At 74.5% G+C, this 13,211-nt stretch carries 10 protein-coding genes; 7 read left to right on the forward strand and 3 right to left on the reverse strand.

The features are described from left to right. The 4 genes from K7787_RS27965 to K7787_RS27980 form a co-directional block, all read left to right on the forward strand. Positions 1 to 905: 2-oxo acid dehydrogenase subunit E2 (locus K7787_RS27965; protein WP_223003358.1), on the forward strand; the 905-nt coding region annotated here is incomplete at its 5' end. A gap of 384 nt (positions 906 to 1,289) precedes the next feature. Further along, positions 1,290 to 1,913, forward strand: coding sequence for a GntR family transcriptional regulator (locus K7787_RS27970; protein ID WP_009188212.1), 624 nt, complete (start codon positions 1,290 to 1,292; stop codon positions 1,911 to 1,913). Positions 1,914 to 2,308: 395 nt separating this feature from the next. Beyond that, the gene (gene aceE / locus K7787_RS27975; RefSeq protein WP_223003359.1) at positions 2,309 to 5,011 is read left to right on the forward strand and encodes a pyruvate dehydrogenase (acetyl-transferring), homodimeric type; all 2,703 of its coding nucleotides are present in this window, start codon (positions 2,309 to 2,311) and stop codon (positions 5,009 to 5,011) included. Between the two features lie 183 nt (positions 5,012 to 5,194). Then, entirely contained in the window at positions 5,195 to 5,713 is a 519-nt protein-coding gene (locus tag K7787_RS27980; protein WP_019984491.1) for a DUF4240 domain-containing protein, read from the forward strand. A gap of 28 nt (positions 5,714 to 5,741) precedes the next feature. On the opposite strand, the gene K7787_RS27985 is transcribed toward K7787_RS27980, so the two are convergent. Then, the gene (locus tag K7787_RS27985) at positions 5,742 to 6,629 is read right to left on the reverse strand and encodes a peptidoglycan recognition protein family protein (protein WP_308036486.1); all 888 of its coding nucleotides are present in this window, start codon (positions 6,627 to 6,629) and stop codon (positions 5,742 to 5,744) included. A 194-nt stretch (positions 6,630 to 6,823) separates the two neighbouring features. Between K7787_RS27985 and K7787_RS27990 the strand changes: the two genes are divergently transcribed. After that, entirely contained in the window at positions 6,824 to 8,008 is a 1,185-nt protein-coding gene (locus K7787_RS27990; protein ID WP_223003360.1) for a MarP family serine protease, read from the forward strand. A gap of 45 nt (positions 8,009 to 8,053) precedes the next feature. Here K7787_RS27990 and K7787_RS27995 read toward each other — a convergent pair whose 3' ends face one another. After that, positions 8,054 to 8,551 (reverse strand): GNAT family N-acetyltransferase, encoded by a 498-nt coding sequence (locus K7787_RS27995; protein ID WP_019984494.1) that lies wholly within the window; start codon positions 8,549 to 8,551, stop codon positions 8,054 to 8,056. A 63-nt stretch (positions 8,552 to 8,614) separates the two neighbouring features. Between K7787_RS27995 and K7787_RS28000 the strand changes: the two genes are divergently transcribed. Together K7787_RS28000 and K7787_RS28005 are read left to right on the forward strand one after the other, a co-directional pair. Continuing rightward, positions 8,615 to 9,511, forward strand: a complete 897-nt coding sequence (locus tag K7787_RS28000; RefSeq protein ID WP_164393038.1) for a TIGR01777 family oxidoreductase — start codon at positions 8,615 to 8,617, stop codon at positions 9,509 to 9,511. Between the two features lie 319 nt (positions 9,512 to 9,830). Then, positions 9,831 to 11,330, forward strand: a complete 1,500-nt coding sequence (locus K7787_RS28005) for an NAD(P)/FAD-dependent oxidoreductase (RefSeq protein WP_223003361.1) — start codon at positions 9,831 to 9,833, stop codon at positions 11,328 to 11,330. Between the two features lie 55 nt (positions 11,331 to 11,385). On the opposite strand, the gene K7787_RS28010 is transcribed toward K7787_RS28005, so the two are convergent. Further along, positions 11,386 to 12,936: an NsdA family TPR-like regulatory protein gene (locus K7787_RS28010; protein WP_223003362.1), complete on the reverse strand. Its 1,551-nt coding sequence runs from the start codon at positions 12,934 to 12,936 to the stop codon at positions 11,386 to 11,388. Between the last annotated feature and the right edge of the window lie 275 nt (positions 12,937 to 13,211).

The following is a 13,211-nucleotide window of genomic DNA, read 5'->3' on the forward strand; positions in this document are numbered from 1 at the left end:
TGGTGCGCAAGCTCGCCGCCGAGAACGGCGTCGACCTGTCCACCGTCAAGGGCACCGGCGTCGGCGGCCGGATCCGCAAGCAGGACGTGCTCAGCGCCGCCGAGGCCGCCAAGGCCGCCGCCCCGGCTCCGGCCGCCGCCGCCGCGCCCGCCGCGAAGAAGGCCCCCGTCCTGGAGGCCTCCCCGCTGCGCGGCCAGACCGTGAAGATGCCCCGCATCCGCAAGGTCATCGGCGACAACATGGTCAAGGCGCTGCACGAGCAGGCGCAGCTGTCCTCGGTGGTCGAGGTCGACGTGACCCGGCTGATGCGGCTGCGCGCCCAGGCGAAGGACTCCTTCGCGGCGCGCGAGGGCGTCAAGCTCTCCCCGATGCCGTTCTTCGTCAAGGCCGCCGCGCAGGCGCTGAAGGCCCACCCGGTCATCAACGCCAAGATCAACGAGGCCGAGGGCACGATCACCTACTTCGACACCGAGAACGTCGGTATCGCGGTGGACTCCGAGAAGGGCCTGATGACCCCGGTCATCAAGCACGCCGGCGATCTGAACATCGCGGGCATCGCCAAGGCCACGGCGGAGCTGGCCGGCAAGGTCCGCGCCGGCAAGATCACTCCGGACGAGCTGTCCGGCGCGACCTTCACCATCTCCAACACCGGTTCGCGCGGCGCGCTGTTCGACACGATCATCGTGCCGCCGGGCCAGGTCGCGATCCTCGGCATCGGCGCCACCGTCAAGCGCCCGGCCGTGATCGAGACCGAGGAGGGCACGGTCATCGGCGTCCGCGACATGACGTACCTGACCCTCTCCTACGACCACCGTCTGGTGGACGGCGCCGACGCGGCCCGTTACCTGACGGCGGTCAAGGCGATCCTGGAGGCGGGCGAGTTCGAGGTCGAACTGGGCCTCTGAGCCCCGACCGCACCAGCACCACGGCGCCCCGCCCGGACCCCTCCGGGCGGGGCGCCGCCTTGTGCGCCGCCAGGCACGGGGGGCGCGCTCGCAGCGGGGGCGCACGCAGCTCCCCGGGGGCGCGTGGGCGCGCCCTCGCGGCGATACGGCCCCGAGCCGCCCAGGGGCGCGGGGCCGTATCGGCATGCGGCTCCGCCGCGTTGGCGCGACCAGCCACAAACGACCCGCACCCGCCCGACAACGGACGGAACCGAGCCATAACGCGCCACCCCTCACCCCCACCGTGTAAGTCTCGTCTCACCTGCGCAAAAGCGCCCCCACGCACGCTCCCCCCACCCCGCACCCGCCGTATTGTCTAAGCGTCAGCCCCCGGGAGGAGCCCTCATGACCGCGCCCGTCGTCCACTCGCTGCGCGAACAGATCCGCGAGCACATCGTGGAGGGGATCGTCAGCGGTCGCTGGAAGCCGGGCGAGCGGATCGTGGAGCGCCGGATCGCCACCGAGCTGGAGGTCAGCCAGACCCCGGTACGGGAGGCGCTGCGCGAGCTGGAGTCGCTGCGGCTGATCGAGTCCGCGCCGAACAAGGGCGTACGCGTCCGCAACCTCACCGCCGCGGACCTGGAGGAGAGCTATCCGGTCCGGGCCGGCCTGGAGGCCATCGCGGCCGAGCTGGCGGCCGACCGGCTGGCCGGGGACTGCTCGGCCCTGGAGCCGCACGTCAGCGCGCTCTACGAGGCCGACCGCCGGGCCGACGGCACCGCGCAGGTGCGGCACACGGTGGGCTTCCACCGGGAGATGGTGCGGGCGGCCGGCAACTCGGTGCTGCTGCACACCTGGGAGGGGCTGGGCATCGAGGTGTTCACCGCGCTGTCGATCCGGTGGCTGGGGACCGTGCAGCAGTCGTACGCGGAGGAGCACGAGGAACTGGTCGCCGCGTTCCGCCGCCGCGACCCGCGCATCGCGGAACTGGTCAAGGCCCACGTCCTGGGCTGCGCGCCGCGCGCCTGAGGGTTCTCGCCCCCGCCGCCCCTACCCTTCCCGTCCTGGGGCTCCGCCCCCAGACCCCCTTTCGCGCAGTTCCCCGCGCCCCTCGAAGGGGTGCGGGGCCGTATCGACCTGCGGCTCCGCCGCGTGGGCGGGGCGCGCCCGAGCCGACCCCCGCTCACCTGCACAAACACCCTCACCCCAAGGTCACCCGGTGCCACCGCCGGAGGCACCCCGTGCCGACTTTCTCGGAATCGAGAGGTTTTGCCCCTCAACCCTTTGATCGATCATCGATCACGGAGTTAGAGTCCTCGACGGGCTCTCACCGGAGCCCCGCGCCCTGTCCTGCCAAAGACCAAGGGCACCCCCGAACCCTTACGCAGATGAGGGAACCCCCTTCGACTGAGGAAGGCGGCGACATGACCGACCCCAACGCCATCCAGCCGAGCGAGCTCGACCAGCTCCCGGACCGCGACCCCGAGGAGACCGCCGAATGGCAGGCCTCCCTGGACGCCGTTGCCAAGGCGGCCGGGCCGCACCGTGCCGCGTACCTGATGCGCCGCACGCTGGAGCGCGCGGAGGGCACCGGCGTCGCGCTGCCCAAGCTGCTGGAGACGGACTACGTCAACTCCATCCCGACCGGCGCCGAGCCCGCCGTTCCCGGTGACGAGGCCCTGGAGGCCCGGATCACCGCGTGGAACCGCTGGAACGCCGCGGCGATGGTCACCCGCGGCAGCAAGTACGGCGTCGGCGGCCACATCGCCACCTTCGCCTCCGCCGCCTGGCTGTACGAGACCGGCTTCAACCACTTCTTCCGCGGCAAGGAGGGCGACGGCTCGGGCGACCAGCTCTACATCCAGGGCCACGCCTCCCCCGGCATCTACGCCCGCGCCTTCCTGGACGGCCGCCTCTCCGAGCAGCAGCTCGACAACTTCCGCCAGGAGGCCGGCGGCAACGGCCTGCCGTCCTACCCGCACCCGCGGCGCCTGCCCTGGCTGTGGGAGTTCCCGACCGTCTCCATGGGCCTCGGCCCGCTGTCGGCGATCTACCAGGCCCGGTTCAACCGCTACCTGACCAACCGCGGCATCAAGGACGTCTCGAACTCCCACGTGTGGGCGTTCCTCGGCGACGGCGAGATGGACGAGCCGGAGTCCACGGCCGCCCTCGCGCTCGCCTCCCGCGAGCAGCTGGACAACCTGACCTTCGTCATCAACTGCAACCTGCAGCGCCTGGACGGCCCGGTCCGCGCCAACTTCAAGATCGTGCAGGAGCTGGAGGCCCAGTTCCGCGGCGCCGGCTGGAACGTCGTCAAGACGCTGTGGGGCTCGGCCTGGGACGAGCTGTTCCGGCTCGACACCACGGGCGCGCTGGTCCGCCGGCTGCGCGAGGTGCCGGACGCGCAGGTGCAGACGTACCAGACGCGCGACGCCGCCTACATCCGCCAGGACTTCTTCGGCGCCGACCCGGCGCTGGCGGAGATGGCGAAGCTGATCGGCGACGACAAGATCATCGAGTGCTTCCACTTCTCCCGCGGCGGCCACGAGTCCCGCAAGGTCTACGCCGCCTACAAGGCCGCCCTGGAGCACAAGGGCGCCCCGACGGTGATCCTGGCCCAGACGGTCAAGGGCCACACCCTCGGTGAGGGCTTCGCCTCCAAGAACGCCAACCACCAGATGAAGAAGCTGACGGTGGACGAGTTCAAGGCGATGCGCGACCGCCTCGACCTGCCGATCAAGGACAGCGACTTCGTCGACGGCCAGGTCCCCTACGGCCACCCCGGCGCCGACGCGCCCGAGGTGCGCTACCTCCAGGAGCGCCGCGCGGCCCTCGGCGGCCCCGCCCCGGCCCGCCGCGTCCACCCGGTCCCGGCGCTGCCCGCCCCCGCCGACAAGGCGTTCGCCGCCTTCGACAAGGGCTCCGGCGCGCAGAACGTGGCGACCACCATGGCCTTCGTCCGCCTGGTCAAGGACCTGGTCCGCGACAAGGAGACCGGCAGGCGCTGGGTGCCGATCGTCCCCGACGAGGCGCGCACCTTCGGCATGGAGTCGCTGTTCCCGTCGCTCGGCATCTACTCGCCCAAGGGCCAGACGTACGAGCCGGTCGACCGCGACCAGCTGATGTACTACAAGGAGGCCAAGAACGGCCAGATCCTCAACGAGGGGATCACCGAGGCCGGTTCGATGGCCGACTTCATCGCCGCGTCCACCGCGTACGCGACGCACGGCGAGGCGATGATCCCGTTCTACATCTTCTACTCGATGTTCGGCTGGCAGCGCACCGCCGACCAGATGTGGCAGCTCGGCGACCAGCTCGGCCGCGGCTTCCTCGTCGGCGCGACGGCCGGCCGCACCACCCTGACGGGCGAGGGCCTCCAGCACGCCGACGGCCACTCCCCGGTCATCGCCGCGACCAACCCGGCCGCGCTGACCTACGACCCGGCGTTCGCGTACGAGGTCGCGGCCATCGTCAAGGAGGGCCTGCGCCGGATGTACGGCGAGGCGGCCGAGGGCGAGGACCAGAACGTCTTCTACTACCTCACCGTCTACAACGAGCCGCTGCCGCAGCCGGCCAAGCCGTCGGCCGCCGGGGTGGACGAGGGCATCGTCAAGGGCCTGTACCGCTTCAACACAGCGGAGTCGGCCGGTCTGACCGTCCCGGCGAACGCCCCGCGCATCCAGCTGCTGGGTTCGGGCACGGCGATCCACTGGGCGCTGACGGCGCAGCGCATGCTCGCCGAGGAGTGGGGCGTGGCCGCCGACGTGTGGTCCGCGACCTCCTGGACCGAGCTGCGCCGCGACGCGCTGGAGGCCGACGCGGCCCTGCTGCGCGGCGAGGAGCGGGTGCCGTACGTACGCCGCGCGCTCCAGGGCGCCGAGGGTCCGGTGCTGGCCGTCTCCGACTACATGCGCCAGGTCCCGGACCAGATCGCGCAGTGGGTCGAGCAGGACTGGTCCTCGCTGGGCGCCGACGGCTTCGGTCTGTCGGACACCCGTGACGCCGCCCGCCGCCACTTCGGCGTCGACGCCCCGTCGATCGTCGCCGCCGCCCTGGCGCAGCTCGCCCGGCGCGGCGAGGTGAAGGCCACGGCGGTCAAGGAGGCCCGGGAGAAGTACGGCCTGTAGGCAGCGCCGGTGAGCCGGTGAGAGGGGAAGGGGTACGGTCGCGCGCCGTGCCCCTTCCCCTCTTTTCCGCCTTTTCCGCGCACGCCCCCGCCGCCTTCGCCGTGGGGGCGTGCGGGGCGCGTATAACGATCCGCCGCACTCCGCGTGCGCCCCTTGGCCAGAGGGCCGATGCTTGAACGCGTGATGGACGAGACGGAGTTCTGGGACCTGATCGACACCTCGCGCGAGGCCGCCGAGGGCGACCCGGAGGAGCAGGCCGATCTGCTCGTGGAGCGGTTGCTCGACTGCGATCCCGAGGTGGTCCTCGACTTCGCGCGCCACTTCGAGTCCCGGTACAACCGGGCCTACCGCTGGGACCTGTGGGGCGCCGCCTGGGTGCTGCTCGACGGAGCCAGCGACGACGCGTTCGACTTCTTCCGGTGCTGGCTGATCGGCCAGGGCCGGGAGGTGTTCGAGGGCGCCCTGCACGACCCGGACTCGCTCGCCGATCTGCTGGACGACTTCGACGAGGAGATCGACGGCGACGGCGAGGAGCTGGGCTACGCGGCCGACGAGGCGTACGAGCAGCTCACCGGCACCGTCGCCCCCGATCTCGGCATCCCGCCCGCCCCGGCCGAGCCGGAGGGCACGCCGGTGGCGTTCGAGGACGACCGCGCGCTCGCCCTGCGCTATCCGCGGCTGTGGGACCGGTTCCGCGAGTAGCCGCCCGGCGGCTCGGGGTCCGGCGGGGTCAGCTCCGGCCCTGGAGGCGGGCCGCCGCGTCCCGGATGGCCGGCAGGCGGACGGTGAGGGCCGCGCCCGGGCAGTTGGTCGGGAAGCCGTCGGTGTGCCCGGCGACGGCCGGGAGCAGAGCCGTGGTGCCCGGCTTGTAGCGGCTGAGCCCGTTGCTGGAGACCAGCGGGACGGCGGCGCGCGGATCGACGCCGGCCAGGCCGAGTTTCCAGGCGGCCAGCGCGGCGATCGCGTCCGTCATGGCCTGCGGCACGGGCGTCCCGGCGGTGAACGTGCCGATCGCGGCGATGCCCGCGGTGCGGTGGTTGAAGCCCTGGGTGTGGGCGCCGGTGACGGCCCGCTCGACGCCGCCGGCCCGGCCCTCGTAGATGGTGCCGCAGCGGTCCACGAGGAAGTTGTAGCCGATGTCGTCCCACTGGCGTGCACCCGTCTGGCCCGCGTACAGATGGCGGATGATGCGCGGGGCGTCGGCGCAGGCGTAGACGTTGGGCGAGTCGGTGTGGTGGACGAAGACGGCGACGACCTTGTCGTCGTAGCGCGGCGGCGGCTGGACGTGCCGGGTGGTGGCGTCCAGCCACACCGAGCGGGGCAGGATGCGCGGCCGGGGCGCGCCGTGCGCCGTGCCGGCGCTGCGGGGCGCGACCGCGCCCGCGGGCACCGGGGCGGGCGCCTGGGCGTGCGTCGGCGCGGTGAGCGTACGGTCCACGTCCTCGGCGCCGAACAGCAGCGCGCCGACGGTGGCGGCCGCGGGCAGGCCGCACAGCAGCGCCATGACGGCGCCGCGCGGACGCCGGGGGCGTGCGCCGGAGCACGGACGCCCGGCGAGCGTGCCGTACGGGCGTCCGGGGCGCGGGCGCCGGTCCCGGGCGCGCCAGGTCTTCCCCACACCATGCATGAGCCCACTGTCACCCCCATCCGGTCCGTCCGCGATGTGTGGTGTGCCACCTGGTGGAACCATCGTCCTGGTCCGGGCGTTTTCGCGGGTACACGTACACGTGGCCGGTTCCCGGATCCATGTGCGTGTGCTGATCGCCGGGTCCGTCCCGCGCGTATTCAGGGTCCGGGAGAAAGGCGGCCGGTGTGGACCTGCTCGACCTCGTGCTGGTGCTGGTGGTCCTCGTGTACGCGGTGTCGGGCTACCGGCGCGGCCTGGTGGCCGGCTGTGTGTCGCTGGCCGGGTTCGTCGGCGGCGCGGTCGTCGGCGTGTGGGCGCTGCCGTGGGTGATGGGCCTCGTCACGCGCGGGACGACGACGGCGACGGTGACCGCCGTGCTCACGGTGCTGGTGCCCGCGGTGGTGGGCCACGAGCTGGCCGGGCGGCTCGCGCTGCGGCTGCGCGGCGAGCTGGACCGCGGGCCGCTGCGGGTGGCCGACGGGGTCGGCGGGGCCGCGGCGAACGCGGTGGCGGTGCTGATCGTGGCCTGGGTGGCCGCGAGCGTCCTGGGCGCCTCCTCGTCCCCGGCGGTGACCACCGCGATACGCGACTCCAAGCTGCTGGGGGCGGTGCAGGAGGCGATGCCGGACACCACGCCGGCCTGGTTCTCGCGGGCCACCTCCGCGCTCACGGAGGCGGGGTTCCCGCAGGTATTCAACCCGTTCGAGACCGAGCCGGCGGCGGGCGTCGCCGAGCCGTCGGGCGACAGCGTCACCGCGAGCGCGACGAACGCGGCCCGGCTCAGCACGGTGAAGATCGAGGGCTCCTCGGGCAACCAGGGCCGCGAGGGCAGCGGTTTCGTCTTCGCCCGCCGGCACGTGATGACCAACGCGCACGTGGTGGCGGGCATCGACACGCCGTTCGTGCGGGTCGGGGGCGTCGGGCGGTCGTACGAGGCGCGGGTGGTGCTGTTCGACCCGGACCGGGACGTGGCCGTGCTGTACGTGCCGGGGCTGAGCGCGCCCGTCCTGCGGTTCGACGGCGTGGCCGCGCGGGGCGTCCCGGCGGTCGTCGCGGGCTATCCGCAGGACGGCGGCCTGAACCTCCAGGCGGCGACGGTGGCCAGCCGCATCCGGGCCACCGGCCAGAACATCTACAACGACGCCACGGTCACGCGGGAGATCTACGCGATCCGCTCCACCGTCCGGCCGGGCAACTCCGGCGGCCCGCTGCTGACCACCGACGGCCGCGTCTACGGCATGGTCTTCGCCCGTTCCACCTCCGACAGCGGCACGGGCTATGTGCTGACGGCGGCGGAGATCGCCGCCGACGCCCGGCGGGGGGCGGCCGCGACGGCCCCGGTGGACACGGGCCGGCTGGTCACGTCCTGAGGCCGCCCGAGCGCGGGCGCGATCACCGCCTGAGCGCGGGCGGGGTCAGACGAGGCGGCCCATCAGCACGTCGTCGACGTAGGCGCCCTCGAGCAGGAACTCCCCCGGCAGGACGCCCTCCACGGCGTAGCCCTCGGACTCGTAGAGCCGGCGGGCCGGGGTGTTGTGCCCGAGCACCCGCAGGGTGATGCGGCGCGCCCCCTGCCGCCGGGCCTCCTCGCGGGCGGCCCGCAGCAGCGCCCGGCCGACCCCCGCGCCGCGCGCCTTGTCGGCGACGGCGAGGCCGCGGATCTGGCGGACGTGCGCGTTGCACTCCAGCGGGGTGGCGAGGCCGAGGCGGAGGTAGCCGACGACGACGCCGTCCAGCTCGGCCACGAGGATCTCCGGGGGCCCCGAGCGCTCGGTGAAGAACGGTTCGTACGGCGGCTGCGGGCGCGGCTGCACGGCGTGCAGCGGGGACCAGGTGTCCCGGTCGAGCGCGGCCAGGGGCTCCTCGTCGGCGAACGTGGCGGGGCGTATGTGCGGATCGGGCATGGCGGTCACCCTACTGCGCGGCCGGTCCGCGCCCGGCGGGATTTCCGCGCGCCGGCGGGCAGGATGGGGGGCATGGAACGTTCGCGAATCGCGGTGGCCGGGGCGTCCGGCCTGATCGGCAGCGCCCTGGTGCGGTCCCTGGCGGCGGACGGGCACGAGGTGGTGCGTCTGGTGCGCCGCCCGGCCCGCGCGGCGGACGAGGTCCGCTGGGACCCCGAGGAGCAGTACGTGGACTCGGCGGGGCTGGCCGGCTGCGACGCCGTGGTCAATCTGGCGGGCGCGGGGGTGGGCGACCACCGCTGGACGGACGCGTACAAGAAGACGATCCGGGACAGCCGGGTGCTGGGCACGGCGGCGCTCGCCGAGGCCGTCGCCGCTCTCGACGTGCCGCCGCGGGTCTTCGTCGCCGGCAGCGCGATCGGCTTCTACGGCGACACCGGCGACCGGGCCGTGGACGAGGACGCGCCGCCGGGGGACGGTTTCCTGCCGCGGGTGTGCGTGGAGTGGGAGGAGGCCGCCGCGCCCGCCGAGGAGGCCGGCATCCGCACGGTGTACGCCCGCACCGGGCTGGTCGTCGCGCGCGGGGGCGGGGCCTGGGGGCGGCTGTTCCCGCTGTTCAAGGCGGGGCTGGGCGGGCGCATGGGCGACGGGCGGCAGTACTGGTCGTTCATCGCGCTGCACGACGAGGTGGCGGCGCTGCGGCATCTGATCGACACCGAGTCGCTGTGGGGGCCGGTCAACCTGACCTCGCCGCAGCCGCTGACCAACCGTGAGATCACCGCGGCGATGGGGCGGGTGCTGCACCGGCCGGCGCTGCTGCCGGTGCCGGCGGCCGCGCTGAGGGCGGCGCTCGGGGAGATGGCGGGGGACGTGCTGGGCAGTGCGCGGGTGCTGCCGGCGCGGCTGCTGGAGTCGGGGTTCTCGTTCGCGTTCCCGGGGATCGAGGACGCGGTGCGGGCGGCGCTGTGAGGAGCGCGCGGGCGGTGCCGTGAGGGGCGCGCGGACAGCGCTGTGAGGGGCGCGCGGACGGTGCCGCGAGGGGCGCGGGAGTGGGGCTGTGCCGGGTGCGCGGGCGGGGCCGTGAGCGGTTCACGGGTGGCGCTGTGACGGTTTGACGTACGGCGGCGAAACGTTGCGGCCGTATGCGACCGCCGTGCGACCGTGCCCCTGTCGGTGCGCGACTGTCCCCGGCCGGTCCGCGACCTACCCTCGTGCCGAACTCGGGTATCCCTCAAGCCGGTTGGGGGCATCACCGCTCCACCGGTCGCGCAACCTCGAGGAGGGGCACGTGCTTGAGCCCGCGTACCAGGTCGATGTCGTCGTCGTGGGAGCCGGGGTCGCCGGGCTCTCGGCGGCGCACCGGCTGACCAGTGCAGGAGTAACGACCGCGGTCCTGGAAGCCGCCCCCTTCGTGGGGGGCCGGATGTCGACGGAGAAGGTCGACGGGTTCCGGCTGGACAGGATCGGACAGCTGCTGTTCACGTCCTACCCCCAACTGGGCCACAGCCCGGGGCTGGACGCGCTCGTGCTGCGGCCCTTCGCACCCGGGGTGCTGCTGCACAGCGACGGACGGCACCACCGCGCGGGCGGACCGGCGGGCGGAGGGGGCGCACGGAGCGCACTCCACGCGGTGCGCGCCTTCGCGAGCGCCCCCCGGCCGCCGGCCGCGCTGCCGAAGGTGCGGGCCCGGGTCCGCGCGCTGCGGCCCGTACCGCCCGCCGCCGCGTACGGGGCGCCGGGCGCCCTCGCGCCCGAGGAGCGGTTCGCGGCGGAGCCGCCCTTCGACGCCGGGCCGCCGCCGGAGCGGGCCGTGCCGGGCGACCGGGCGCAGCCGTTCGGGATCGGCACGCCGCTGCGGCTGCGCGCCGCGCTCTCCCGGATCGCCACGACCCCGGTGGAACGCCTGCTGGCCCGGCCCGAGCTGCCCGCCGGGCAGGCGCTGGCGGCCCGCGGGCTGCCCGCCCGCACCGTCGACGGCTTCCTGCGGCCGCTGCTGGCCGCGCTGCTGTGCGATCCGGACCTCACCACCTCCAGCCGCTGCGCGGACCTGGCGCTGCGGGCCTTCGCGAGCGGGCGGCTGTGTCTGCCGGAGGGCGGTGCGGACGTGCTGCCGGAGCTGCTCGCCGCCTCGCTGCCGGCGGGCACCGTGCACACCGGCGTCCGGGTCACCTCGGTCGCCACCAACGCGGTGACGACCGCCGAGCACGGCGTGATCCGCTGCCGGGCGGTGCTCGTCGCCACGGGCGCGCGGTCGGCGGCGGAGCTGCTGCCCGGGCTGCGGGTGCCGGACTTCCACCCGGTGACGGTCGTCCACCACACGACCGACGAGCCGCCGGCGACGGGCGGTCATCTGCTGCTCGACTCGGAGCGGGGCGGGCCGGTGGCGCACACGGCGGTGATCAGCGCGGTCGATCCGTCGCGGGCGCCGGCGGGACGGGCGCTGGTGTCCTCGACGGTCCTCGGACCGGACCGGGCCGACGTGGACGACGCCGTGCGCCGCCATCTGGCGCGGCTGTACGGCGTCTCCACCGCGCGGTGGGAGACGCTGGCCGTGCACCACACCGCGGAGGCGGTCCCCGCGATGCGGCCGCCGCACGATCTGCGGCGGCCGGTGCGGTTGCTGGCGGGGCTGTACGTGTGCGGCGACCACCGGGACACGAGCACGCTCCAGGGCGCGCTGCACTCGGCCCGGCGGGCGGCGGCGGCGATCCTGGGCGACCTGGGCACCGGCCGCCCGATGCACACCTCCGACCCGGTCCCGACCACGTCGCGGGCGGCGGCGGCCTGAGGGGCGGCGAGGCCGGCCGCCGGGCCGGCCCGGGACGCCGCCCCGGCGGCCGGGGTCAGCCCAGGGCCGCGACCTTGTCGCGGTAGGTGCGGACCGGGGAGGCGTCCTTGTACGGCTCCAGGCGGCGTTCGAAGTCGCGGACGTACTCGTTGGCGCGGACCGAGCGCATGTCCGCGGCCTGGCTCGCCGCCTCCGCGCCGAGGCGGCAGGCCTGGTCGAGATCGCCGAGGCCCAGGCGGGCGGTGGCGAGGACGACCCGGCAGAACAGGCGGCTGCGCGCGTACACCGGCGCGCGCAGCTGGAGCGAGCGCTCGGCGTACTGCGCGGCCGGGCGGTACTGCTGCAGGTCCCGGTGGCAGTGCCCGAACTCGTCGGCGAGCTGCGCCTCGTCGAAGAACCGCGCCCAGTACGGCACCTCGTCGCCGGGCCGGGCCGCCTCCAGCGCGCGTTCGGCCCGCATCAGCGAGGTCGTGCACGCCCGCGCCTCCCCCAGCACCGCGTGCCCGCGCGCCTCGGCGGAGTGCAGCAGCGCCTGCACGACCGGCGGGACGGAGGCCCCGACGCCCTGCTGCGCCACCCGCGCCAGCTGGACCGCCTCCCGCCCGTGGGCGAGGTAGACGGCCTGCCGGCTCATGGTGACCAGGACGTAGGCGCCGTAGGCGCGGTCCCCGGCGGCCTGCGCGAGCCGCAGCGCCTGCACGAAGTAGCGCTGGGCGAGCCCGTGCGCGGCGATGTCGTACGACGTCCAGCCGAGCAGCCGGGTCAGGTCGGCGGTCGCCGCGAACAGGCGGCGGCCCGTCTGCTCGCCGTAGGTGCCGCGCAGCATCGGCTCGCACTCGTGCTCCAGGTAGCGCACGAGGGCCTGCCGGGCGTGCCCGCCGCCGTACATGTCGTCGAGCGTGCGGAACAGCTCGCCGACCGAGCGCAGCGCGGCGATGTCCCCGGCGGTGACCCGCTGGCCGACCTCGCGCTCGGCGCGGTTGCGGACACGGTTGCGGTCGGCCCGGCCGCGCTGCTGGGGCACCGGGGGCACGCCCGGCGCCTCGGCCGCGCCGGGCGGCGCCGCGGCGCCCGGGGAGCCGCCCTGCGCGCCCTCTCCGGTGCGCGCGCCCTCGCCGCTCCGGGCGGACGGCAGGACGACCGGCGCATCCGTACGGGCCACGCGGTCGTCGGCCCGGCCGATCAGCCAGTCCCGGCTCGGCACCACGAGACCGGCCGGGGTGAAGGCGATCTTGCGCAGCTCGGCGTGGCTGCCGGAGTCCTTGCGCCACAGCCCGCTGACGATGTCGACGGCCTCCTCCGGCGCGGCGGCGAACTCCAGCCCGGCGTAGACCGGGGCGCAGGCGTCCAGGCCGAGGTCCTGTGCGGTGAGCCGGCGGCCCAGCCGCCGGGTGAAGACCTCCGCGATCAGCGCGGGCGTGGTCCCGCGCGGCTGCTGTCCGCGCAGCCAGCGGGTGACGGAGGTCTTGTCGTATCTCAGGTCCAGCCCGTGTTCGAGACCGAGCTGGTCCACGCGCCGGGCCAGTCCCGCGTTGGAGAACCCCGCTTCTGCGATGAGCGCGGCGAGCTGGCGGTTGGGAGTGCGCTGCGCGGGTCGTTCCGTCATCTGCGGTGCGGTCTCCTGCCTTTCGGGCGTCCGCGCGGCCGCGTGGACGCCCGGATTGCCTGTGAGCAGCCCTTATGGCCATGTGAACGGCGTGAATGTAGCGGAGAGTGAGCAGCTGACTGCGGAGTTTCGACGGCATTCATCCGATCGTGTGAGGATTCCGTACAGGGCTGACGCCCGCCCGCCGGGCGTGCACCCGACGGGCGGCCGGACACGCATACGACGGCCGGACGTACAGTGGCGTGGGCACCCGACGTGCCTGACGACTCTCAGGG

Origin of the sequence: Streptomyces sennicomposti, from assembly GCF_019890635.1 — a bacterium.
GTDB lineage: Bacteria > Actinomycetota > Actinomycetes > Streptomycetales > Streptomycetaceae > Streptomyces > Streptomyces sennicomposti.

Coding starts and splice junctions, on each gene's coding strand:
- K7787_RS27970 (WP_009188212.1), top strand. CDS start 1,290: ATGACCGCGCCCGTCGTCCACTCGCTGCGCGAACAGATCCGCGAGCAC.
- aceE (WP_223003359.1), top strand. CDS start 2,309: ATGACCGACCCCAACGCCATCCAGCCGAGCGAGCTCGACCAGCTCCCG.
- K7787_RS28000 (WP_164393038.1), top strand. CDS start 8,615: ATGGAACGTTCGCGAATCGCGGTGGCCGGGGCGTCCGGCCTGATCGGC.
- K7787_RS28010 (WP_223003362.1), bottom strand. CDS start 12,936: ATGACGGAACGACCCGCGCAGCGCACTCCCAACCGCCAGCTCGCCGCG.
- K7787_RS27980 (WP_019984491.1), top strand. CDS start 5,195: ATGGACGAGACGGAGTTCTGGGACCTGATCGACACCTCGCGCGAGGCC.